The following is a 25338-nucleotide window of genomic DNA, read 5'->3' on the forward strand; positions in this document are numbered from 1 at the left end:
ATTTATTCCTCATCTTGAGCACGTTCAATAATATTTTCCGGCAATGCTTTCTTAGCTTTTGCGCCTAGCTTTTTTATCTTTTCGACACTAGTAATTAAATTACCTTTGCCTTCAAATAGTTTATTCATTGCAGCATTATAATCTGTTTTAGAGGCATCAATTTTTTTACCAACACCTATAAGATCTTTCATTAAACCGTCAAATTTATCATATAAAGAACCTGCTTGACGGGCTATCTCAATAGCATTACGTTGCTGCTTTTCATTATTCCACATAGTGTCTATTGTACGTAACGTTGCCAATAGAGTAGAAGGAGTAACGATAACAATATTCTTTTCGAAAGCCTTGTTATATAATTGATTATCTGTGTTTATAGCAATAGCAAAGGCTGGCTCAACTGGAACAAAAAGTAGCACAAAATCAGGAGATTCTATTTCATAAATATCTTCATACTTCTTTTCACTCAACTGAATTACATGTCGATTTAATGAAGCGACATGTTCTTTTAAAGCTTGCTCTTTTTCTTGCTCATCTTCATTATTTACAAATTGTTCATAAGCAGTAAGAGATACTTTTGAATCGATAATCATCTTTTTGTTATCGGGTAAATAGATCACAACATCTGGTAGTACTCGCTTGCCTTCTTCATTATTAAAGCTTTGCTGAATAAAATACTCCCTATCCTTTTCTAAACCAGATTTTTCTAAAACACGCTCTAAAACCAATTCGCCCCAATTTCCTTGAATTTTACTATCACCTTTTAAAGCTTTGGTTAGATTTAAGGCTTCTTTGCTCATTTGCTCATTCAGCTCTTTTAACCCTAAAATTTGTTGACGTAATGCAGCATGCCTATCAATGCTTTCTTTATGTGTATCCTCAACTTTCTTTTCAAACGTTTTGATTTTTTCCTGTAAAGGATTTAAAATCGTTTTTAGATTTTCTTTATTCTGCTCGGTAATTTTTGAAGAATTCTTTTCTAAAATATTGTTGGCTAATAATTCAAATTTTCTTTCTAAATTTTCCTGTTCTCTAGCAAGATCTTCATCTGTCTTCAATAAATTTTCTATCTCTTTCTTTTTTCCAGCTAATTTTTCCCTGAGTTCTTCTTTAAGATCTCTTATTGAATCACGTTCAATTTCTATTTTCTTAATTTCTTTGTTCAAAGAATCTATAGAATCTTGCATTAGTTTATCACGTTCTTGTAAGGCACTCAATTGCGCTTTACTTTTTAAATTATTTATATAGATACCTAATAGCACACCAATAATGGCAGCAATTACAAAAACTATAATATAGATAAGGCTTTCTTGCATTAATTAAAATTTATGATTTTATAGCCATTTTCTTGATATTCAACCAAAGCAGTTAAGGCTGATAATGATAGTTTTACATCTTTAGATAATCCTTTAATAGGTAAACCTCTAGACTTGTATGATTGTCCGCAAACATAAATATCTACATTAGCTTCTTTTAAGGCACTAATCAATTTAGCATTTGGATTATCGATCTGATATTTTTCTTTGTATGCATCGTTGCTCAAAGCATCTTTAGCAGCTTTGCCGTGCATTACCAAAGCTACTTTCATATTTTCAGAAAGTACTCCGTTCTGGGCATGCATATTTAAATAACGTGCAACAGTATTTATTAATGGGTTTATAGCACCTTCTTTATCAGTATTAGTATACACATCAAAAATCACTTTATAGACTTTATCATCTTTTAGTAATAATTCTGGATTCTCAATTGTAAAAACATGACCAAAATCTTTAATAATCGGTCCTGCTTTCTTTAGAGGTTTTTGAGCGTAAATCCCTGAAAAGGAGATGCAAATAAGAAAAATAAATACGTTTTTCATTCTAAAAATTTCAATGAATAATATTACAAAATATCTTTAGCTATTCATAGTGATTTGATGTTTTGTTTATAAAATTGTATCATTGAATAATGAAGTTTTTGTCAAAGCTTATTTTGATTCATATTATGGGTTGGAAGATTGTAAATGATTTCCCAAAACTTAAAAAATATGTGATTATAGCTGCACCACATACCAGTTGGGTAGATTTTCCTATGGCAATTATGGCAAAGTATGTAAAAGGAGCAAAAGTAAATTATGTTGGTAAAGCATCTTTATTTAAACCACCATTTGGCTTTTTATTTAGATGGTTGGGAGGAGCGCCTGTTGATCGTTCAAAAAATAATAACGCAGTTGATGCCATTGTAGATATTTTTAATTCTAGAGATCACTTTATTTTTGCCCTATCCCCCGAAGGTACTCGTAAAAAAGTAGCTGAATTTAAAACAGGGTTCTATTATATAGCAAAGGGAGCAAATGTACCCGTAGTTATGGCCACTTTAGATTTTGAAAATAAGCAAGTTAAAATTTCTGAACCTTATTATTTAACAGATAACAAAGAAAAAGATTTTGAACATTTCTATTCTTATTTTAAAGGGATAAAAGGAAAACGATCAGATTTAGGCTTTGATTAATTCTTAGCTGTTTTTAAACTTCTATAAAAAGTCTTTCGCATTACATCTGGTTTAATAAACCAATCGCCATAATTGAGATCATCATATTTTTTAGTTAGAGAAGCATTATTAGTGACTTCATCCTCAGTTTTGCCTGCTTTAATTTCATTTAGAACAGATGATTTTATAGCTTCTAGCATTGCAAGAAAAGTCTGTAACTCTTTTTTATTTGAAATACTTCTGTGACCAGGAATAATTTTAGTCTCATCATCAATAAGATTTAAAGCGAATTTAACAGCTTTAATGTATCCATCTACAGATCCGCCTGCATCTAAATCTATATAAGGATATTTACCTTGAAAATAGGTATCACCCGTATGCAATACATTACTCTTAGTAAAATAGATCAAAGCATCACCATCTGTATGAGCATTATGTACGTGAAATACGTAAATTTCTTCGCCATTTAAATGAAAACTTAAACTTTTTTCAAAAGTTACAACTGGTAAAGCAGTTTCTGGAGATGGGGGTGTTTTTCGATTCCATAAGGAGCTAAATTGCTCAGTACTCATGCGTTTTCTAACATTTTTATGAGCGACAATTACGGTTCCTTCGCTTCTCATATTTTGGTTACCGCCTGTATGATCTCCATGCCAATGTGTATTTATTAAAAACTTAACTGGTTTGTCTGTCAACCTTTTAATTTCTGCTAAAATCTTTTTAGTTAACGGAGCAAATTGGTCATCGATCATAAAAACACCATCTTCACCAATAGATAGACCAATATTACCACCAGAACCTGTCAACATATAAATACTATCAGTTACTTTATAGCTTTTAACTGTGATTTCTCTGTTTTGGGAACTAATAGATATTGTAATTAGAACTATAATTATGGAAAAAATTGTTTTCATCATATTGAATTTTAACATAAGTCGCAGAATATATAGATTAATTTCAATTAGAATAAAATACAAACTGGAGTAAGAGCCTCTATTTCATCTACAAAAGTTAATAAGCCCGTGGCAAGATTCCGTTTAAATGAGATAATATTATCTGTATTTTGATTTGCAACAAGCAAATATTTTTCATCTGGCGATAAAGAAAAATTCCTTGGCCCATCTCCTTTTGTGTTTTCATGACCAATTAGAGTTAATTGTCCATTATCGTTATTGATTTGTAAAATTGCAATGCTATTATGACCTCTATTTGACGCATATAAATATTTACCATCAGATGAAATATGAATATCAGCACCAGTATTGTAATCAGTATAAGAATCGGGTAAAATTGAAAACGTATCACTTGTACTATAGGTTTCATCATCTTCAAGTTTAATAAGCTGAACTTCTGAAACAAGTTCATTCATAGTATAGATCCATTTACCGTTAGGATGAAATACAAAATGCCGTGGGCCTCCACCAATTTGTACTTTAAGTTTATCTTGAGAAGCACTTAAAAGTTTATTGTTTAAAGTATCTAATTTGTAAAACCAAAGCTCGTTTGTGCCTAAATCCGAAGATATAATTGAACCAGATTCGTTATTTTGTAAAGTAAAATGTACATGAGAAGCTTCTTGTCTATCTGTCGTTCCTTTACCATTATGTTGTTTAACATCTAATAAATCGGATAAATCTCCTTTTTCACCAAGCTTTAATAAGCCTAAATTACCACCTGTATAATTGGAAACAAGAACATAGTCATCTCTGTTAAGTGAAACATGACACGGATGTGCACCACCAGAAGATTTACGATCAAGAAATAATAAAGTGTCTTTTACTATACTATAGGATTCAACAGAACCTACATCTTCATTATCGTTTTCATTAACTGCTACTAAAAACTTATTGGATGAATCTTTTGCTAAAAATGATGGATTACTAGATTTTGCTACTAATCCATTACTTTTTAAAGTACCATCAGATAGCAGAGAATAACTATATATTCCTTTACTGTCTTTATTGGTATATGTTCCAACAAAAAATGATTGAGTTACTTTAGAATCCATTACAGTTGTTTTAATATCTTCTTTCTTTTTTTGACAGTTAAATAAAAGAACTATTGATAAGATTATAAATATTTGTCTCATTAAATAAAGCTTATTAATTAGTAATTATACTTTCAATGGATTCAAGTAATCTAAAATCTTTATCAGTAACTCCTCCTGCATCATGGGTTGAAAGTCGAATGGCTAGCTTGTTATATACATTACTCCATTCTGGGTGATGATTTTGATCTTCTACCTCAAACGCGATGCGAGTCATAATTGAAAAGCAATCTCTAAAGCTTTCAAATTCTAACGTAGTTTCCAGTCCATTATCTATATATTCCCAGTCAGAGTATAGTTCTAATTTCTCTTGTATTTGATCTCCTGATAACTTATTCATGATTTTGTTTTCTATAAAAATACAAAAAGCGAAGCATTAAAATTACGCTTCGCTTTTTGAAATACTATTTTAATAAGGCTACTCTTTATAAAAAGGTAATTTAACTACCGTAGCAGGCACTGCATTTTTTCTAATTTGAATATTAATAATGCTACCAACATCTGTAAAAACTCTAGGCACATAGCCTAGGCCAATTCCTTTTTTTAATGACGGACTCATAGTACCAGAAGTGACTTCGCCAATTTTCTTACCATTACCGTCAACAATATCATATCCTTGACGAGGAATACCACGATCATTTAACTCAAAAGCAATTAGTTTACGGTCGGTACCATGATCTTTTTGTTTTTTAAGCTCTTCATGATTTGTAAATTCTTTTGTGAACTTGGTAATCCAACCTAAGCCTGCTTCAATAGGAGAGGTAGTGTCATTAATATCATTTCCATACAAGCAGAATCCCATTTCTAAACGCAAAGTATCACGTGCAGCTAAGCCAATTGGTTTTATACCGTAATCAGCTCCAGCTTCAAAAACTTTGTGCCATACCTTTTCTACGTCTTCATTACGAACATAAATTTCAAATCCTCCTGAGCCTGTGTAACCAGTTGCAGATATCATTACATTTTCAATTCCTGCAAAATCAGCAACTTGTACGGTATAATACTTCATATTTTCAAGGTCTACAGAAGATAATGGCTGCATGGCTTCTGCAGCTTTTGGTCCTTGTATTGCTAACAAAGAGAAGTTCTCTGAAACATCTTTCATTTCTGCACCAACATCATTTTTAGATTGAAGCCAATCCCAATCTTTTTGAATATTAGAAGCGTTTACTACTAATACATACTTATCTTCTTCTAGTCTATAAATAATTAAATCATCAACTATACCACCATCATCGTTTGGCATACAACTATATTGGGCCTTACCATCAAATAATTTTGAAGCATCATTTGAGCAAGTTTTTTGAATTAGTGCCAACGCATTTGGGCCAGAAATTACAAATTCGCCCATATGCGAAACATCAAATACGCCAACACCATTTCTAACAGTTTCGTGTTCTATGTTTACGCCTTCGTATTGCACAGGCATATTATATCCTGCAAAAGGAACTATTTTAGCTCCTAAAGATTCGTGTATATGTGTTAATGCAGTATTTTTCATTCAAAATTTTCAATTAGGAATACAAAGCTACTGATTAATTATTGAGTAGAAAAGATTTTAAATCTTGATAATTTGAAATTCTAAGTGATTGCTTTTCTTTGGTAATTAAAGACTGTATTGCCGAAGGTATTGGCACTTTAATATCTAATGTTTTTTCTACAACATCTAAAAACTTTACAGGATGAGCAGTTTCTAGAAATACACCGCAAGAATCACTTGATGCATTATATTTTTTTAAACCAAGATAACTAACTGCACCATGAGGGTCTGCGATATATTCTGAATTTTTATAGATAGATTTCATTGCACTTCGAGTTTCTTCATCAGAGAATGAATAAGAAGAAAAATGACGCTTCAAATCAGTTAAGTCATCATTAAATAATTCTTGAATTCTAATAAAATTACTAGGATTACTAACATCCATGGCATTAGAAATTGTGGCTTTTGTTGGTTTTGGATTATAATTACCTTCTTTCAAATAACTAGGCACAGTGTCATTTATATTTGTTGAAGCAATAAAGTGTTTAATTGGTAAGCCTAGTTTTTGAGCCATTAACCCTGCACAGATATTACCAAAATTACCACTAGGTACAGAGAAAACAACATCCTTGTGTTCTTCTTTTAATTGCTTATAAGCAAAGAAATAATAAAACATTTGTGGTAACCATCGGGCTACATTTATAGAATTGGCTGATGTTAATTTTCTTGAAATAACTTGGTCTAAAAAAGCTGTTTTTACCATTTCTTGACAATCGTCAAAAGTGCCATCGACTTCCAATGCAGTAATATTTTCTCCTAAGGTTGTAAGTTGCTTTTCTTGTATATTACTCACTTTACCACTAGGGTAGAGTATGACCACATCTGTGCCATGTACTCCTAGAAAACCATTTGCAACTGCTCCTCCGGTATCACCCGAAGTTGCAACCAATACGGTTACGTGGTCATTTTTATTAGAGTTGAAATATTTTAAGCAACGTGCCATAAATCGTGCTCCGACATCCTTAAAGGCCAGGGTAGGGCCATGGAATAACTCCAATGAAAAAACATTAGAGGAAATCTCCACCAAAGGAAAATCAAATGAAATAGTTTCTTTAACAAGCTGCCTTAGCTCTTTTTCAGGAATTTCATCGCCAATAAATTGCTGAATGGTTCTGTATGCAATTTCTTCATTTGAATAATCTTTAAGATTTTCGATGAAATCTACAGGTAATGGTTTTATTGACTTTGGAAAATAAAGCCCTCTGTCTGGAGCTAACCCTCTAACTACTGCTTCTTCAAAACTAGCAAGAGGAGCCTTTTTATTTAAACTATAATACTTCATTTAGATGATCTTTACGCCTTGTGTATTAATGTTAGAGGTATGAATTTCATAAGGTATGCTCGTTTTTTTATAGCATACGTCCATTGATTCAGCTACCCTAAGAGCTGTATCCATATCTTTACTTAAGGCAAAGATGGTAGGCCCAGAGCCAGATATGCCAGCTCCAAGTGCTCCCGAATTAATAGCGGTCTCTTTTACTTTATCGAAATGTGGTATTAATTTTTTACGTACTGGTTCTACAATTACATCTTGCAATGAATTTGCAATTAATTGATAGTCTACAGTATATAGTCCACTTATAAGTCCTCCAACATTTGCCCATTGAGTGATTGCATTTTTAAGTAATATTTTCTCGGGTAAAACATTACGCGCGTCTTCAGTTTTAATTTCTATCTGAGGATGAATTACTGTTATTGCAAAGTTATTTGGGGTCGGAATCTTTATGATATCTAACGGGTCATAACTTCTTACCAGTACGAAACCACCATACAGTGCTGCCGATACATTATCAGCGATTTGTGTGCCACAAGCAATTTCTTCCCCTAACATTGCAAATTTGGTAAGTTCAAGTAGTGTATAAGGTTTATCTAATAATTCATTTATGGCGAATGCTGCACCTGAAGCACTTGCAGCACTACTTCCTAATCCGCTACCAGGTTTAAAATTTTTATAAATTTCTATTTCTATACCATAATCTGGCTTGTAATCTTTCATCATTGCCTCAGCTACCACCCCTGCCACATTCTTTTTTATATTATAGGTAAGCGATGCACCTTCAATTTTTGTAATTCGTATTCCTTTTAAAGATGATTTTCTAAATATCATCTCATCTCCAAGCGTATCAAGCGCTAAGCCCAATGCATCAAAACCGCAAGACACATTAGCAACAGTAGCTGGAGAAAAAATTCTAATTTCTTTCATCTTTTAATTATTTGCAACACGAATTATATCAGCAAAAATCCCTGATGCTGTAACTTCTGCTCCTGCGCCAGCACCCTTTATAATCAGCGGTTGTTCTGGATAACGTTCAGTAAAGAACATTACAATATTATCTTTTCCTTCTAAATTATAGAATGGATGGTCAGTAGAAATTTCCTGTAATCCTACACTCGCCTTACCATTCTTAAGAGATGCTACATATTTTAGTTGGCATTTATTGGATTGAGCTGATTGATATAATTCTTGAAAATGTTCCTCATCAATTTTAAGTGTTTGATAAAAGTCATCTACGTTATCTGCTTTCAAATTATTATCTGTTAAAAAGGATTTATTCTCAATATCTTCTAACTCTAACTGATGTCCACTTTCTCTTGCTAAAATCAATATTTTTCGAGCGACATCAACTCCGCTAAGATCAATTCTAGGGTCGGGTTCGGTATATCCTTCAGCTTGAGCTTGCTTTACAATATCATAAAATGTGTTAGAGTCATTAAAGTTATTAAAAACAAAGTTTAGGCTACCTGATAGAACCGCATGAATAGATTTGATAGAATCTCCTGAAGCCATTAGATTATTTAATGTGTTGATTATGGGTAATCCTGCACCTACATTGGTTTCGAATAAATAGGGAGCATTGTATTTTTTAGATAAATACTTAAGTTCGGTATATTCATCTTGATCTGCTGAACATGCAATTTTATTACAGGCTACCACTGCAATGCTGTTCTTAAGATACGATTTATAAAGCTTAGCTACCTCTTTATTAGCGGTTATATCTACAAATACACTATTACGAAGATTTAATGTTTTAACCTTATCTAGAAATTCATCTAATGAAGCATTTTCAGATGATACTAATTTTTCTTTCCAAGTATCTAAGTTTATTCCCTCTGCATCAAATAGCACCTTTTTCGAATTTGATAAACCAATAATTCTAACGTTGAGATTCAATTGATTCTTCAAATATTCTTGTTGTTGAATAACTTGATCAATAAGTTTACTGCCTACATTTCCAACTCCAGTGATAAACAGATTAATCTGCTTTAAGTTTCCTTCAAAAAACCGCTCATGTAAACTATTTAATGCTTTTTTAACATCTTTATTAGCAATGACAGCAGAAATATTATTTTCTGAAGCCCCTTGTGCAATTGCTCTTACGTTTACATTATTCTTTCCTAAGGTACTAAACATTTTACCGCTAATACCTTGATGATTTTTCATGTCATCACCGACAAGTGCAATAATGGCAAGGTTTTTTTCAATGATTAGAGGGTCAATTTTACCTCTTGAAATTTCAAATTCAAATACGCTATCTATAATTGATTTAGCAATGTCACTGTCTTTATCATCAATACCTATGCAAATAGTATGTTCTGAAGACGCCTGTGTTATTAATTTCACATTGATATTATGTAATGCCAGTGCTTCGAAAACGCGTTTTGAAATACCAGGAATACCAATCATTCCAGATCCTTCTAGCGTAACAAGCGTTATATTCTCGATATGACTAATACCCTTAGCGGCAGCAGTGCTTGAACTGATCGTAGTTGAAATTAAGGTACCTCTATCATTTGGTGCAAACGTATTTTTAATTAGGATCGGAATTTTATTAATAACGGGATGAATAGTAGGAGGGTAGAGTACTTTAGCACCAAAGTGCGAAAGCTCCATGGCTTCTTGATATGAAATCTCTTTGATAGCTTTGGCTTGTTTTACAATCTTTGGATTGGCAGTATACATACCACTCACATCCGTCCATATTTCCAAGACTTTAGCATCTGTAGCAGCAGCAAAGATAGCTGCGGTATAGTCTGAGCCTCCTCGACCCAATACTGTTAGTTCTCCTTTAGCATTTGAGGCTACAAATCCAGGAACAATAATAACATCTGCATTAGAGTTATCAATAAATTGTTTAATGTTATTGTTTGTAGCTTTAAAATCAACTACAGCATTGAAATAATCATGATTGGCAACTATAATTTCTCTCGTATCCGCTCTTTCTACTTTGAACCCTTTTGTATTCATGGCTTCTGTAATGACATATGATGAAATAATTTCACCGAAGCTTACAATCTTAGCTTCTGCCTTAGGTGTCAATTCTTTAATTAATGACAAACCTTTATAAAGTTGTTCTAGTTTTTCAAGTTCTGACAAGAGGTATTTAAAGATTTTATTCTTGGTTTCTTCATCATCTATCAAATGATTGATTACTGTAAGATGCCTGTCCACGATCTGTGAGCTAACTACTTTAAATGTCTTTTGTCCGTTTATTATATCGTTGATACCGTTTAATAATAAATCGGTCACTCCTGAAAAGGCAGAAACTACTACGACCTGCTTTTCATCCGATATGTTTTTTTTAACAATGTTTAATACTGATTCTATGTTTTTAGCAGAACCAACTGAGGTTCCACCGAATTTTAAAACTTTCACAAGAAAATGAATTAAAAATTAAATTACTTTAAAAAATATAAATATAGTCTAAGTGTGATATGTAGTATATTAACCCCGAAGGGTTGAGCCAGTAATAATAGTAATACTATTCCCGAAGAAAGAAGTAATAATTGAGGCGATGGTATATTTATTAATTAGTAGCACAAAGCAAATGTATAAAGTAATTTTACCTAGACCATAAAAAATAGATTATTTTTTATGGATTAATACGATTTTTATTAATATAAAAATTTTTATCTATTTCAATTGTTGAATTCAGACTTTTAAGTGTTGTTTTTTTCCATTCTTTCGATGGGATTATCCATTTTTCATGATTGTTGATAAAAACCTTAATTGGAATTGAAAAATCATCTACAGTATTATTCCATTTATAGAACAGGTTATTTCTTTCAACTTTATAATCTAATATTGGAATTTTTGTAGTTCTTAAATATTGATCAAAAAAACCTTTAATATCGATACCAATATTCTTGGTTAAATAGATTTCTATTTGTTCTGTAGTTACTGTTTGATGATAAAAGTCTTTATTTAAGCCTCTTAAAATAGAGCGCCATTTTTTATCATCATTTACTACTTGACGCAGAGTATGCAACATATTGGCCCCTTTATAATACATGTCACTTGATCCGGCGTTATTTACATTATAAGTACCAATTATTGGCCTATCATTTTGAATATTCTTGCGAGTACCAATTACATAAGCATTACTTGCTTCTGTACCAAAATGATAATCTAAGAAGAGATTTTCTGAATAGGCGGTAAAACCTTCATGTATCCACATATCTGCTATATCAATATTCGTAATACTATTTGCAAACCACTCATGCCCACCTTCATGAACAATTATAAAGTCGAATTTTAAACCCCAACCCGATTGGCTTAGGTCATAACCTCTATAACCATTTTGGTAACCATTGCCATAAGTTACAGAACTTTGATGTTCCATGCCTAAATAAGGCACTTCTACCAGTTTAAAACTATCTTCATAAAATGGGTAGGGGCCAAACCAATATTCAAAAGCTTCTAGGGTTCTCGGAGTTTCTTTAAATTGCTTTTTTGCCTTTTTTAAATTATAAGAAAGCACCCAATAATCACAGTCTAATTCTCCTTTTTCACCCTTGTATTTCTCTGAAAAATGTACATAATCACCAATATTTATATTTACACCATAATTATTGATTGGGTTTATGACTTTCCAAATGAATGTCTTCGTATCATCAGAATTCTCTTTTGTTGAAATTAATCTACCATTACCAACACTTGCTAAATGTTTTGGAGCGGTAATGCCTAAAATAATACCTTCATCTGGTTCATCATACATATGATCTTTACACGGCCACCAAATACTTGCACCACCACCTTGACAAGATGTGGCAATAAAATCATTTCCATTTTTATCTTTAGACCATGTTAAACCATCATCCCAAGGAGGGTTGTTACTAATCTTTGGTATTCCTTTATAGCTAATAGAAATTTCATTTACCTCACCCACTTTTTGAGGCTTTATAAGTGTTATATAATAGACATTTTCATCACGCCTATACTCTAATTCTAAATCATCCTGTTTTACAGTAATAATTTCCATGGGAGGCTGTAAATCTATCTGCATCAACTGATTATTATCTAAAACTTTATAGCGAATTCTATTGCTCCCACTTAAACTTTTATTAGATGGATCTACCTTCATACTCAATTCATAATGCAATAAATCCCACCAGGCTCTTTCGGGAGTTATAGAACCTCTTAAAGTATCTTGTCGTGAAAAATTTTGCTGTTGTGCACTGGCGGTTGCTAAAAACCAAGCTGAAACTAATAAGAAACTATATACAATCTTCATCAAGAATTATTTACTAATCGCAATATTAGTAAACAGATGATTAAAATTCAACTATTTCTTGATTCTTTAAAATATCGCTAAAGGTTTCTCGTTTTCTAATTAAGTAATCTTTACCCTTCGAAATTAATACTTCAGCAGGGCGATAACGAGAGTTGTAGTTTGAAGCCATTGAATAACAATAGGCTCCAGCGTTATTAAAGCATAAGATATCGCCTTCACTAATTTCAGCGATCTTTCTATTCGACCCAAAAGTGTCGGTTTCACAGATATATCCTACCACAGAATAATAACGTTCTCTACCTTTTGGATTAGAAATATTCTTAATGTGATGATAAGCATCATATAGCATTGGTCGAATGAGGTGGTTTAAGCCACTATCAACACCAGCAAAAACAGTAGAAGTAGTTTGCTTGATCACATTTACCTTAGCTAAAAAATGGCCTGCTTCGCTTACCAAGAATTTACCAGGCTCAAACATTAAAGCAACATCTTTACCATATTCTTTACAGAAATCATTAAAACGAGTAGTTAATTGCTTACCCATTTGTTCTATATCCGTAGCTATATCTCCTTCTTTGTAAGGCACTTTAAACCCACTACCAAAATCTACAAACTCTATATTATCGAATTGCTTTACAACATCTAATAAAATTTCTGTGGCACGTAAAAAAGTATCAATATCAAGAATGTCAGAACCAGTATGCATGTGAATACCATTTATAGTCATACCAGTATTTTCTACAATGCGCTTGATCAGTGGAATTTGATAGATTGATATGCCAAACTTTGAATCGATATGACCTACAGAAATTTTACGATTACCACCAGCCATAACATGTGGATTAATACGAATACATACTGGAATATTTGGATGCTTTTGACCGAATAATTCTAGAATGGATAAATTGTCAATATTTATTCGGGCACCTAATTTCGAAACTCTTTCAATTTCTTCCATTGAAACTCCGTTTGGTGTATAAATAATATTTTCTGGGTTAAAACCTGCTTTTATACCTAACTGAACTTCTTGAATTGAAACGGTATCTAAGCCAGCACCTAGCTTATTAAATAAACTTAAGATATTAATATTAGAGAGGGCTTTAGCCGCATAATTGATACGTAATTGCTTAACAGAAGAAAAAGCTTTAGTAAGCCTTTTATATTGACTTTCAATCTTTTTGGCGTCATAAACGTATAGTGGACTGTCATATTTTTCAACTAACTTTAATAGAGTCTCTCTTTTCATCTGATTAATAATTTTGAGCAAAATTAGTTACTAGTGACTAAAAGGGGAATTTTTATGTAAATACAAACACAAAACCGACTTTTGTTTAATTCTTTGATCTCAGAGCCGTTTTTTCAGCAATTTTTACGATAACCTCTACAGCTTTTTCCATAGATTCTACAGGAACATATTCATATCTTCCATGAAAATTATGTCCTCCAGCAAAGATATTAGGACATGGAAGCCCCATATATGATAGTTGTGACCCATCGGTTCCTCCCCGTATGGCTTTGATTAATGGTTCTATCCCTAAATCTATCATGGCTTCTTCCGCTATATCAACTATATGTATTACAGGTTCTACTTTTTCACGCATATTGTAATATTGATCAGTTATTTCAACTTCAATTAGATCTTTACCAAGTTTTTTATTGATATCATCTGCTACTTTTTGGAAATCTTCCTTTCGTCTTTTAAATAATTCCATGTCATGATCACGGATGATATACTGCAATTCTGTTTTTTCAACTTCCCCTTTCATAGAATACAGATGAAAGAAGCCTTCATAACCCTCAGTATCTTGCGGAATTTCTTTTTCTGGGAGAGAAGCGATAAAATCATTAGCAATTAGCATAGAATTAATCATCTTACCTTTGGCATAACCAGGATGTACTATTTTACCATTTACAATTACTTTGGCTCCAGCTGCATTAAAATTTTCATATTCTAATTCACCCACTTGGCTTCCATCCATAGTATACGCCCATTCTGCACCAAACTTTTCAACGTCAAATAAATGTGCTCCCTTACCAACTTCTTCATCGGGTGTAAAAGCAATTCGAATTTCACCATGTTTAATTTCTGGATGCTCAATTAGATATTCCATCGCGGTGATTATTTCCGTTACACCAGCTTTATCATCGGCTCCGAGTAGGGTAGTACCATCTGTAGTAATTAGAGTATTTCCTTCATATAAAAGAAGATCTTCAAAATAATCAGGGGATAAAACGATATTTTCCTTTTCATTTAAAACTATATCTTTTCCATCATAGTTTTCATGGATTTTAGGATTTACATTCGTACCTGTATAATCTGGACTTGTATCAATGTGAGCGATAAAACCTATTGTTGGAATTTTATAATCGACATTGCTTGGTAGCGTTGCCATTATATAACAATTATCATCAAGCGTTACATCTTTCATACCAATTGCCTTTAGATCTTCAACAAGAATTTTAGCTAAATTCCATTGCTTTTCGGTGCTAGGAAATTCGGGATTGTTGGGGTCAGATTGAGTATCTACGGTTATATATTTTATAAAGCGATCTATAATTTTTTTCATTGAAACTAATTTATTCAAATTAAATTTAATAAATAAAAAAGAGGCTATAGCAGCCCCTTTTTTATTATTCTATTAAAATTATCTAGTCGATTATTTTACAAATTTTAGCATTCGGAATCAAATAAACAAATTCTTGTAATAAGTCATTTGGCCAATCTACTCTTGGAAATTCATATTCTTGAGTATTTAAGCCGCTTGCTCTATAGTTATAATAGTCTGTAGCTACTGTATCATTACCTTCAGCATCTTGAGGATAATTTTCACTACTCAAAAACAGATTGACTTCTGATAATTTATATGCACTATCGGTTATTACATATTTTAAATAATAATAATTACCATCATCGTCAAATAAAGCTGCAATTTCAACATAACCAACTTCTTGTCCGTTAGAAATATCACATTCTTCTGCATTAGCATACAATGGCATTTTATAATTTTCACCAAAATTATTTTGATACCATCTAAAGTTCTGATAATAAGTTTGTGATACCCATCCCCATTGATCAAACCCATCATCTAGGAAACAAGTCTCTTTCTCTGGTTTATAGGCAAAAGCATCAATACATTCATCATCTTCACATTCTTGTTTACAATAATCTGTATAGCATCCCCAACGTCTACCTGGAAATTCTTTGTCACCGCAACCAAATGCAGTTTCATCCTGTACAACTTCTCCGTTTACAATTTTGTCAACTGCAGCATGGGTTACAACAGCAAAACATTCATCTAGATTAGATAAATCAATGGTATAAGTATAACTTTGAATATTATCGTGATCTTGACTATAAGGAAAGTGCCCAAAGCGCGGGTTTCCCCCTCCATTTAAAGGTATATCTCCATCAGGACCTACATAAACATGGGTTTCGGTTAAATACCAATCTCCAGTTGTTTCATATTTCACGTAGAGATTTGTTTCATCGTTAGATATAGTTACAGTACCAATATTAATATGTTGACCAGCAATTAGATCTACAACTTTTTCTTCACCACAAATCTCACCCGATTTATGTTCATGTGAGCTTTTTAGTAATTCGTTTAGTTCAATTCCACTTTCATCTGAACATGAGACAAAAGCAAAAAAGACAATTAATACACTAAATAAAAGTGATTTTTTTTTCATAGCATAGGGGGTTTAATAAATATAATTTTAATTAATAGTTTTTTTTGAAGGGTAAAACTTTACTTTTCATAGCATTATGTGGAGTAATAGTTATATGCAAATATAAGAAAAAGGACTGAAATTTTAATAAAAATATATAAATGGTAGTATTTTAATCGAAATTGGAACCAATTATTCTATAAACTGCATATTTTCACTCAATCGTATTGCTTCACATAGTCTTTCATCTACATTGGTATTACCATAAATTTTAGCAGTTACAGTAAAATACTCGTCAAGTCCCGTTTTTATATACACTTGTAAATTGCTATATGCATAATTATTTGCATTACCTTTAGAAAGCGTCCAATAACATGGTTTGTTGTGAAATTTACTAAAATTGGCTTTCTCTACAGTTAGTTGTTCTTTAATAGCTAATGTGTCTTTTACTGTTTTTTCAAATTCTTCATCTAAGCTCAACTCACCTTGGTGCCAAGCAATATCAATTATGTATGTATCGGTTAAACTTTTTGTAGTATCGGCAGAATAAATTTCCGATTGATAATCATCATAATATAATTGTGTTTTCCAGTTTTTTGGAAGCTTAATTTTGAATTTTTTTAAGATATCTCGATATTCCTTTAGTTCAGCATTAGTTGTGCTAGTTTTACAATCGAATTCTGATGCTAAATTATCCTTCTTACAAGCTAGGATACTTAATAGAAGTAGTACTAATAGTGTTATTTTTTTCATTAATTTAATATAAGTTTTCCTATTTTTTTGTTTCCTGCTAGCCAAGCCATATTCTTATTCACAAAACGAATGGTATAATAACCTTGGTCACTTATTTTTTTCCAAGAATTACCACTATCATTTGAAAATGAAACTCCAGTCGAACCAACAGCAAATAATTCCTTACCATATGTGTCTGGCACATATCTTACAGAGCTTTTATAACCAGGTTCTTTTCCATCTGCAACCAGTTGCCAAGTTTTACCTCCATCACTTGTAATGGCTTTATTTGAAAAATTGACATCCTTATTTTCCCAATCACCGCCAAATATAATTCCGTTGTTTGAATCAAAAAAATCAACACTGTAAATTCCAGTCATTTTTCCACCTTGAGTGATGGGTGTGTCATAAACTTTCCATGTATTGCCTTTATCAGGAGAATGAAATACGCGTGCTTTTTTACCACCTGTAACAATCCAAACATTATCATCGACAATAGCTATGTTTCCGTTACTTGCTGCAAAGGCAGCTTCACCTTCTTCAACTTTCGGTAACTTTTCACAAGGAATTTTATCCCAAGAATCCCCTCCATCTTTCGTTAAGATAATTGATAAGCAATCTTCTGTTGGATCTCCCATAGCAATTCCGTATTTCTTATCAAAAAATGCCATAGCATCGTAAAATACTTTTTTATGTTCTTCTTTATAAACTAAATTGGTTTCACCATTTATAAATTGATATAATAACGCAGGGTTTGCTACACTTAGCGCAAATGAATGCTCTCCATTGGAAGCAATGGACCTAAAATGGGGAATAATCGTATCATATGTAATCTGTTGAAGTTTTGATACTTTCATTTCTTTTACTAAACCCAAATAACCATCCGAGGTCACAAAAAGTAAGGTAGAGTCTTTTAATGCTTCAATTGCTCTTATGCTAGAACTGTCCACTTTTATTTCAGTAATAGAAATTGTATCAAAATTTCGAGGTTGATACTCTTTTTTACAAGAAATAATACATCCGATACATAAAAATAAAATAAGAACTGATTTGATATTCATACAGAATTCTTAGATTTATCAAAAGTAATTCTTTTAAGTAAAAACAATTAATTTTCTTTAAACATTTATGAAGGCATTGGTTATTTCTGGCGGTGGGAGCAAAGGTGCATTTGCAGGTGGTGTTGCAGAATATCTGATTGATAAAAAAGAAAAGGATTACGATCTATTCTTAGGTACGTCTACTGGCAGTTTAATGGTTTCACACCTTGCTTTAGGTAAATTACGAGAACTTAAAGCTATTTATACTACTGTGAGTCAACGTAAAATATTTAGTAACAATCCTTTTGTTGTTAGAAATGTACATGGCGAGAAGGTTGTAAGTGTGAATCACTTAAATACGTTATGGAATTTTATTAATGGTCGAAGAACTTTTGGTGAAAGCAAAAATCTTAGGAAATTTATTAGAAAATATGTTACTGAAGATTACTTTAACAGGATTAAAAACTCAGACAAAGATGTTATTATTACAGTATCTAACTTAACCGCTAATACTGTAGAATATAAATCTATAAAAGATTACAACTATTTAGATTTTTGTGATTGGATATGGGGTTCTTGTAATTATGTGCCATTTATGAGTTTACTCCGTAAGAATAATTGCGAATATGCCGATGGCGGTTTTGGTTGTTTAGTGCCTATTAGAGAAGCTATATTACGAGGTGCTAAAGAAGTAGATGCTATTATTTTAGAGACTGAAGTATCTCAAATTAACAGATTGCCTTCTAAGAACCCATTTTCGTTAATGACTAATGCTTTTGAATTTATGTTAGATCATGTTGAACGCCACAATGTAAGTATTGGTAAGCTTGAAGCCAAGCATAAAAACGTAAAGTTAAATTTATATTATACGCCTACTGTGCTCACTACAAATTCACTCGTCTTCAATAAAAAATTAATGAAGAAATGGTGGAAATATGGCTATAAACATGCTAAGAATCAACATCTTGAAATGAACAAGTTAAAAGATTAAAAAAGCATCAGAAAAATCTGATGCTTTTTTAATGGATAATCAGTAGTTTTATGAAATCCAGCCTTTTTTTACTGCATGTTTTGAAAGCCATACTAAGAGCAACGATACAATAATAATCGTTGGTGTCATAACATTTGCCATTTTAAGAGAAAATGTGATGTAACTCATCTGGATTATTACAGCAATTAATGAAATTAATAATACTGTATACGCTAATTTCTTTTTAAGAAGTAATAATAGACATCCTAATAACCCTCCGAAAACAGCAACTGCAAAAATAGCGGTATACCAAGAAGGAACATTATTTGCTATCTCAATTTGACTTTCTGTAAGAGCAGATTTCCAGCGTTCGGTTTGATAGGCTTGCCCTATATATTGGTCTACTCCTAAACCATTCCATAGGAGTCCAATAATAGAGACGATCCAAAACCATACAGGTGGTTTTGTAGTAGTTTGATCAGTCATAATTTGCAATAATTAATAGGTTAATGATCAGCAAAGTAATCAAATTCAGTGTATTAACAAAATTGTAACTTTTATGTTCATGAAGTTTTCTATCTTTAAAACATAAAATAAAACTCAAATGGCTTTACAGATTTCTAAAGATGTATTCTCTTTTTTTAAAGATTTAAAAAACAATAATAACCGTGAATGGTTTACAGAAAATAAACCTCGTTTTAAAAATTTAGAAGCTGATATAAAGCAGTTTTATACTACTATCAATGATAATTTGAATAAACATGATGATATTGATAAAATGAAAATTTTTAGAATTTATCGTGATGTTCGATTTTCTAAGGATAAAACGCCCTATAAAACACATTTTGGAGGTTCTTTTGGTAGAACAAAACCTCGTTTACGTGGTGGTTATTACCTACATATTGCTCCTGGAGATTCATTTTTAGCCACAGGATTTTGGGAACCTAATCCTACCGATTTAATGCGCATCCGTAAAGAATTAGAATTAGATGCTGATGAGTTCAGAAAGATTATCTCTGCTAAAAAATTCAAAGATTCTTGGGGAAATCTAGTTGGAGATGAAGTAAAAACTGCACCTAAAGGATTTAATAAAGAACATGAAAACATTGATTTGATTAAGAAAAAACAATTTATATTCACCAAGAAGTATTCAGATAAGGAAGTTACTTCTCCAGATTTTCTTAAAGAAATTGACAAATCTTTTAAAGCTATTCGCCCTTGGTTTGATTATATGAGCGAAGTTTTAACCACTGATTTGAATGGAGTTTCTTTAATAGACTAAAAAATAATGTCTCAAGTTCTTTTAATCGGAAATGGAATAAATAATATATACGATAAAAACTCATGGAAGCATTTATTGAACAGTATTATTAAAATTGGCAATATTGATATTGGAGTATCTAGCTCCATACCATTTCCGTTATTATATGAAAAAATCTACTTAAGCATAATTAAATCTAGAGATATAAGTGAATATGAATTAAAATCTAGAATAGCCAATATTGTTTCTGTGATAGAACCCACTGAAATTCATGAGGAACTATTGGGTTTAAATTGTTCAAATTACTTAACCACTAACTACGATTATTCTTTGCAAAAAGCTTATTCTAAGAATATTTCTTCTAAAAGTTTAAAGAATATTGGTACTCCAAGGGAAACAAAATATAATTTATTTAGACATAATAAAATTGAGGATAAAAGATTTTGGCATATTCATGGTGAGATAAATTACCCTAGTAGTATTACTTTGGGTTATGAGCATTATGGAGGTCAAATTCAGCAATTTAGAAATTATATTATTTCTGGAGTTAGTTATAAAGTTTTAGACAAAAAGCCTTTAATTTATAGGCTTAAAAATAATATAGATAGTGAATATTCTTGGTTAGATTTATTTTACAAGAATAATGTGCATATACTTGGTTTAAGATTGGGATATGAGGAAAGTGATCTTTGGTGGTTAATAACGAGCAGAGCGCGATTTCAGTTGGAAAATAAATTAAAAAATAAAAACAAAATTTATTATTATACTCCAAAAAAATATGCTGATAAGGATAAAATTTCCTTAATGAAAGCAAATAATATAGAAACAGTAATTATTGATGAAATAGGGGCTAATTATTATATGGAGGCGATTAACAAGATTAAAGATATTAACTAACCTTTTGTTCTTGAAATAACTGAACTTGATCTTTTAAACGTTCAATTACAATATTCATCATACGCTTATTTAATGCAGAAGAGTTTTGAATATACATTTTATATTCATCTACAGTAAATTGACCAATTATTATTCCTTTTAAAGCGTTTCTAAACTTAACATCACGCTGTATGGCATTTTCAATATATACATACTTTTTTTCGAGAGCTAACGTATTAAAAACATTCTTATGTTTTTGAGTGTAATTTTTAAAAACTTCAATAATCAAATCATTTTGTAATTTGATAACAGGTCGGATTGTTTTGTTCTGAAAATGCTCATCAGAAGACATTTGATTGTTAAAGCTTATTGATGAAATTACTGGCCTTAGTTCAATTAATTTTGTTTTTCTAGCGCTCATAACATAAAATTGTTTAATTAAAAGTAAGTATTACGTATCTTTGAATCAATAGTCAAAATTATAGTTATTAACTAGTTATTAACCATTTATTAAATGAAATTTGGAAGTGTAAATCAGCCAGAACTAGTAGATTTTACAATGCCTAAGGATCATATTGAGACTAGAAGAGTATTAACTTGTTCAAAAAGTAATCAACAATTAGAAGTTTATGTTGGTTGTGCTAAATGGAATCGACAAGACCTAAAAGGATTTTACCCTAGAGGTACAAAGGATGAATTAGCCTATTACGCTAGTCAGTTCAATAGTATTGAATTAAATGCAACATTCTACCGGTACTTTCCACCCGAACAATTTGAGAAATGGAATGAAAAAACTCCTGTAGGATTTAAGTTCTTTCCAAAACTAAATCAAGAAATTAGTCATTGGAAACGTTTAAATGATATAACTGAATCAGTAGATAATTATTTATACGGTGCAGCTAATTTTAAAGAGAAATTAGGCACTATTTTTCTACAAATGCATTCTAATTTTGCTCCAAAAGACTTTGATAGAGTAGTGACTTTCGCCGAAGGTTGGCCAAAAGAAATACCACTTGCAATGGAGTTTAGACATACAAATTGGTTTAATAACGATAAAGTTGCTAAAGAACTATATCATTTACTAGAAGAAAATAACATAGCAAATGTTCTAGTTGATACTGCAGGACGTAGAGATCTAATGCATATGCGTTTAACCAATAACGAAGCTTTTATTAGATACGTTGGGGCTAATCATGAGAGTGATTATGATCGCCTAGATGATTGGGTTATTAGGCTAAAAGAATGGGTAGAAAATGGATTGGAAAAAATTCATTTTTTTGTTCATCAAAATTTGGAGAAGGCTTCGCCATTGCTTTCAGCACATTTCATTAAAAATTTGAATAAAGAGTTAGGAACAAACCTTATAATTCCTCAAATGGCTAAGGAGCCTTCAACTTTATTTTAAGGGTAATTAGGGATGTTTTTCCCTAATATAATATCACGGTTAGCTATTAACATTCCATTTTCTTTTTTTAAAACCACAATACCCTTTCCTCCACGAGGTTTTTGTCTATTTTTTGTTCTATTACTTAAATTCGGATCATCTGCAAACGTAATATCATCAATATAATATTCATTTTTGTCAGGCTCTTTAACAGTTAAATGTATATGTTGTTCTATAGTTGTGTTAGGATAGGAAGCAGGACGTAAAGTGTAAAAAGTGTACCTACCCGTTCTATCTGTCTTTATCCATCCTCGTAAATATCCATGACGACGCTCCCAACCTTTAGAATCATCCTTTTTAGGATAAATACCTTGTTGATCTGTGTGATAAGCATATAAAACAACATCTTTAGCTGGTGTTTTACCATCCTTTTTATAAATAATTCCAGTAACTTTTATTTTTTGAAAGCCGCTTTCAAACCCTGGTAAAGTATCAACTTGATTTAAAACGTGGTCACCATATTCATAAATAGCTTCGCATCCCTCACAGTTGCCTCCAACTTTACTATTATTTTTTTGAGAATTAGCACAACCAATACTTAATATGCATGCTATGAGTAAAAATCTCATATCTTTAAAATTTATGATTTCCTTTAAAATTATGAGTTATTTTAATTGTAAAGAAATGATTTATAGAAGTTTAATAAAAGATTAACAAATTAAAAAATGAGATTTCATACAAGAAAATGGGTCAAACCTGAAGACTTAAACCCTAATAGCACTTTATTTGGAGGTCGCTTATTGGCATGGATTGATGAAGAAGCCGCTCTATATACAATCATTCAACTTAATAATTCTGCCATTGTTACCAAATACATGTCAGAAATTGACTTTAAAAGTTCTGCTAAACAAGGAGATATTATTGAAATCGGTTTAGAAGTGATCAAGTTCGGTAAAACATCTTTAGTTCTAAAATGTGAAGTTAGAAATAAAATGACACGAGATGTAATTATAACTGTTGATAATATTATAATGGTTAATCTAGGTAAGGATGGCAAACCAGCCCCTCATGGTAAAACAAAAGTTGAATATGTTAAGGATAGACTTCAGAGTGAATAAGATTCCAGAAAATAAAGTTTCTTCTAGCTATTCTTTTAAAGTAAATAAAGAACATTTAGATGTTCTTAATCATGTAAATAACATTGTATACTTGCAATGGGTTCAAGATGCTGCAGAAAAGCATTGGAATAGCTTAGCAGATGAAAAACTAAGAGGCGAAACTATTTGGTTGGCCCTCAGACATGAAATAGATTATCTTAACCAGGCATTTTTAGACGATAAGATTACTGTTTATACTTGGATAGAAGATTCTTTTGGTGTTAAATCTACCCGTGTTGTACATATTTATAAAGAAGATACTTTACTTACTAAATGTAAAACTACATGGGTTTTATTAAATGCAAATACTTTAAAACCAAAAAGAATTGGGGAAGAGATATTAAGATTATTTTCAGTAAATAAATTAACCTAATCGATTACCAATCTTTTTATATCTATTTTATTATCTGTTATAAACTGCAAAAAATACACACCAGACTCTAAATTAGAAATATCTAACTGTACTAAATTACCTACTCGCTGTAATGTTGGGGTTATTTCATGACCTTTTTCTGTAAATAGTTTAACTTCTACTACTGATCTTCTTGCAACAATAGTAGCGGTCTTAACTTCTGACTGAATAGAGTCTAATACAACAGAATTATCAATTTGACCTTTTGTTAAATGATCATCATAATCTAAATAATCTGGTATTCCGTCATTATCAGAATCAAGAGCATCTTCAGGATTTCCATCTCCATTCGGATCTGCATTTTCTCTAGCGGTTATTATACCATCATTATCATCATCAATATCTAAAAAATTCCAACTATCATCACTATCAGTATTCAATAAGTTACTTATCAACTCTCCACTATCGGTCGAGGTCTCAAGTTTATCTAGTAATCCATTGATTCCAAAATCTCTATAATCACTAACCAATTTTCCTTTTAAACTGATTTCAATATCTTTAAAGCCAGTTTCATAAATATCTAAAATCCCATCTCCATCAGCATCATAATCTAAATGATTTGGAATACTGTCTCTGTCAAAATCAAAAAAAGATTCTGCATAACTATCATTATCACCAATATCAAAGTTATCATCATTGTCATCTAAATAAACAGGAGTACCATCATTGTCAAAATCTGCATCCGGATTAATACCATTAGATTCGTAAATATCTGGTATCCCGTCATTATCATCATCAATATCATCTTTATCAAATTGTCGATCCTTATCAAAATTAGAGGGTAGGCTTACAACTGTCAATATAAATTCATCATCATCTGCATATCTATCATCTAGATCATTTTCATAAAAACTTGCGTCTGGATCACTAGTTGGGTCATGATTATCAGATGCTACTATTTCAGTTTTATTATAATATTCTCCCTTGGTAAGCACTTTAGCATAAAAATGTAATGAAATATTGGAGCCAGTAGGAACTACAAGATCATACCAATTTAACGTATTTCCAGCCAATATACCGTTATCGCTTATTGATGAAATTTGTCCGAATCCATTGCCAAATTCATTATAAATAGAAACTCCGGTGGCCTCGTCTGGTCCAATATTGGTAATTGTAATTGTAAACTTTATTAAAGACCTAACATGTGGCGCTTTATTATCAACTAAAACATTTATACTTAAATCTGATGTTTGAGCAAACGCATTACTAGTTAGTAAAAAGAATAATATAGATAGGAAGAGGAGCTTAGATTTCATCAATATCTAAGTTAAG

Annotated in this window: 26 protein-coding genes; 7 read left to right on the top strand and 19 right to left on the bottom strand. The window is 31.5% G+C overall.

Going from position 1 to position 25338, the window contains the following annotated elements; genetic code table 11:
* Positions 1–2: 2 nt before the first annotated feature.
* Both AC1EUV_RS05165 and AC1EUV_RS05170 read right to left on the bottom strand, forming a co-directional pair.
* A complete protein-coding gene (locus AC1EUV_RS05165; RefSeq protein ID WP_480197617.1) occupies positions 3–1313 on the bottom strand; it encodes a DNA recombination protein RmuC in 1311 nt (436 codons plus the stop codon).
* Entirely contained in the window at positions 1313–1855 is a 543-nt protein-coding gene (locus AC1EUV_RS05170; RefSeq protein WP_480197618.1) for a DsrE family protein, read from the bottom strand. The genes AC1EUV_RS05165 and AC1EUV_RS05170 overlap by 1 nt, the downstream gene beginning before the upstream one ends.
* Positions 1856–1944: 89 nt before the next feature.
* On the opposite strand from AC1EUV_RS05170, the gene AC1EUV_RS05175 reads away from it, so the two are divergent.
* Positions 1945–2487 (top strand): 1-acyl-sn-glycerol-3-phosphate acyltransferase, encoded by a 543-nt coding sequence (locus AC1EUV_RS05175; protein WP_480197619.1) that lies wholly within the window; start codon positions 1945–1947, stop codon positions 2485–2487.
* Here AC1EUV_RS05175 and AC1EUV_RS05180 read toward each other — a convergent pair.
* The 13 genes from AC1EUV_RS05180 to AC1EUV_RS05240 all read right to left on the bottom strand — a co-directional run bounded on the left by AC1EUV_RS05180 (position 2484) and on the right by AC1EUV_RS05240 (position 18027).
* The gene (locus tag AC1EUV_RS05180) at positions 2484–3380 is read right to left on the bottom strand and encodes an MBL fold metallo-hydrolase (protein WP_480197620.1); all 897 of its coding nucleotides are present in this window, start codon (positions 3378–3380) and stop codon (positions 2484–2486) included. The genes AC1EUV_RS05175 and AC1EUV_RS05180 overlap by 4 nt on opposite strands.
* A 47-nt stretch (positions 3381–3427) precedes the next feature.
* Positions 3428–4555, bottom strand: coding sequence for a lactonase family protein (locus AC1EUV_RS05185; protein WP_480197621.1), 1128 nt, complete (start codon positions 4553–4555; stop codon positions 3428–3430).
* 13 nt (positions 4556–4568) lie between these two features.
* Positions 4569–4853 (bottom strand): 4a-hydroxytetrahydrobiopterin dehydratase, encoded by a 285-nt coding sequence (locus tag AC1EUV_RS05190; RefSeq protein ID WP_480197622.1) that lies wholly within the window; start codon positions 4851–4853, stop codon positions 4569–4571.
* A 78-nt stretch (positions 4854–4931) separates the two neighbouring features.
* Complete coding sequence (gene gcvT / locus AC1EUV_RS05195) at positions 4932–6014, bottom strand: glycine cleavage system aminomethyltransferase GcvT (RefSeq protein ID WP_480197623.1); 1083 nt, start codon at positions 6012–6014, stop codon at positions 4932–4934.
* Between the two features lie 34 nt (positions 6015–6048).
* Positions 6049–7335, bottom strand: coding sequence for a threonine synthase (thrC, locus tag AC1EUV_RS05200; RefSeq protein WP_480197624.1), 1287 nt, complete (start codon positions 7333–7335; stop codon positions 6049–6051).
* Complete coding sequence (locus tag AC1EUV_RS05205) at positions 7336–8256, bottom strand: homoserine kinase (protein WP_480197625.1); 921 nt, start codon at positions 8254–8256, stop codon at positions 7336–7338. It lies immediately after the preceding gene.
* Positions 8257–8259: 3 nt separating this feature from the next.
* Positions 8260–10707: a bifunctional aspartate kinase/homoserine dehydrogenase I gene (thrA, locus tag AC1EUV_RS05210; protein WP_480197626.1), complete on the bottom strand. Its 2448-nt coding sequence runs from the start codon at positions 10705–10707 to the stop codon at positions 8260–8262.
* 217 nt (positions 10708–10924) lie between these two features.
* On the bottom strand, positions 10925–12565 hold the full coding sequence (locus tag AC1EUV_RS05215; RefSeq protein WP_480197627.1) for a M1 family metallopeptidase: 1641 nt from the start codon (positions 12563–12565) through the stop codon (positions 10925–10927).
* A 40-nt stretch (positions 12566–12605) separates the two neighbouring features.
* Entirely contained in the window at positions 12606–13811 is a 1206-nt protein-coding gene (gene lysA / locus AC1EUV_RS05220; RefSeq protein ID WP_480197628.1) for a diaminopimelate decarboxylase, read from the bottom strand.
* 85 nt (positions 13812–13896) lie between these two features.
* On the bottom strand, positions 13897–15132 hold the full coding sequence (pepT, locus tag AC1EUV_RS05225) for a peptidase T (RefSeq protein ID WP_480197629.1): 1236 nt from the start codon (positions 15130–15132) through the stop codon (positions 13897–13899).
* Positions 15133–15214: 82 nt separating this feature from the next.
* A complete protein-coding gene (locus AC1EUV_RS05230) occupies positions 15215–16255 on the bottom strand; it encodes a hypothetical protein (protein ID WP_480197630.1) in 1041 nt (346 codons plus the stop codon).
* Positions 16256–16426: 171 nt separating this feature from the next.
* Positions 16427–16987, bottom strand: coding sequence for a hypothetical protein (locus AC1EUV_RS05235; protein WP_480197631.1), 561 nt, complete (start codon positions 16985–16987; stop codon positions 16427–16429).
* Positions 16987–18027, bottom strand: a complete 1041-nt coding sequence (locus AC1EUV_RS05240; protein ID WP_480197632.1) for a WD40/YVTN/BNR-like repeat-containing protein — start codon at positions 18025–18027, stop codon at positions 16987–16989. Before AC1EUV_RS05240 ends, AC1EUV_RS05235 begins: the two co-directional genes overlap by 1 nt.
* A gap of 67 nt (positions 18028–18094) precedes the next feature.
* Here AC1EUV_RS05240 and AC1EUV_RS05245 point away from each other — a divergent pair, with 67 nt between their 5' ends.
* Positions 18095–18997 (top strand): patatin-like phospholipase family protein, encoded by a 903-nt coding sequence (locus AC1EUV_RS05245; RefSeq protein WP_480197633.1) that lies wholly within the window; start codon positions 18095–18097, stop codon positions 18995–18997.
* 48 nt (positions 18998–19045) lie between these two features.
* On the opposite strand, the gene AC1EUV_RS05250 is transcribed toward AC1EUV_RS05245, so the two are convergent.
* Positions 19046–19462: a hypothetical protein gene (locus AC1EUV_RS05250; protein WP_480197634.1), complete on the bottom strand. Its 417-nt coding sequence runs from the start codon at positions 19460–19462 to the stop codon at positions 19046–19048.
* 118 nt (positions 19463–19580) lie between these two features.
* On the opposite strand from AC1EUV_RS05250, the gene AC1EUV_RS05255 reads away from it, so the two are divergent.
* Entirely contained in the window at positions 19581–20258 is a 678-nt protein-coding gene (locus AC1EUV_RS05255; protein WP_480197635.1) for a DUF2461 domain-containing protein, read from the top strand.
* 6 nt (positions 20259–20264) lie between these two features.
* A complete protein-coding gene (locus AC1EUV_RS05260; protein ID WP_480197636.1) occupies positions 20265–21134 on the top strand; it encodes an SIR2 family protein in 870 nt (289 codons plus the stop codon).
* Here AC1EUV_RS05260 and AC1EUV_RS05265 read toward each other — a convergent pair.
* Positions 21127–21534, bottom strand: coding sequence for a glyoxalase (locus tag AC1EUV_RS05265; RefSeq protein ID WP_480197637.1), 408 nt, complete (start codon positions 21532–21534; stop codon positions 21127–21129). The two genes, AC1EUV_RS05260 and AC1EUV_RS05265, sit on opposite strands and share 8 nt — an antisense overlap.
* 93 nt (positions 21535–21627) lie before the next feature.
* On the opposite strand from AC1EUV_RS05265, the gene AC1EUV_RS05270 reads away from it, so the two are divergent.
* Positions 21628–22518: a DUF72 domain-containing protein gene (locus tag AC1EUV_RS05270; RefSeq protein WP_480197638.1), complete on the top strand. Its 891-nt coding sequence runs from the start codon at positions 21628–21630 to the stop codon at positions 22516–22518.
* Here AC1EUV_RS05270 and AC1EUV_RS05275 read toward each other — a convergent pair.
* Complete coding sequence (locus AC1EUV_RS05275; protein ID WP_480197639.1) at positions 22515–23126, bottom strand: dioxygenase family protein; 612 nt, start codon at positions 23124–23126, stop codon at positions 22515–22517. The genes AC1EUV_RS05270 and AC1EUV_RS05275 overlap by 4 nt on opposite strands.
* Positions 23127–23222: 96 nt before the next feature.
* Here AC1EUV_RS05275 and AC1EUV_RS05280 point away from each other — a divergent pair, with 96 nt between their 5' ends.
* Entirely contained in the window at positions 23223–23615 is a 393-nt protein-coding gene (locus AC1EUV_RS05280; RefSeq protein ID WP_480197640.1) for an acyl-CoA thioesterase, read from the top strand.
* Positions 23566–24027, top strand: coding sequence for an acyl-CoA thioesterase (locus AC1EUV_RS05285; protein ID WP_480197641.1), 462 nt, complete (start codon positions 23566–23568; stop codon positions 24025–24027). The genes AC1EUV_RS05280 and AC1EUV_RS05285 overlap by 50 nt, the downstream gene beginning before the upstream one ends.
* Here AC1EUV_RS05285 and AC1EUV_RS05290 read toward each other — a convergent pair.
* Positions 24024–25322, bottom strand: a complete 1299-nt coding sequence (locus AC1EUV_RS05290) for a T9SS type A sorting domain-containing protein (RefSeq protein ID WP_480197642.1) — start codon at positions 25320–25322, stop codon at positions 24024–24026. The two genes, AC1EUV_RS05285 and AC1EUV_RS05290, sit on opposite strands and share 4 nt — an antisense overlap.
* Between the last annotated feature and the right edge of the window lie 16 nt (positions 25323–25338).

This window comes from Maritimimonas sp. 2304DJ26-3, from assembly GCF_056591635.1.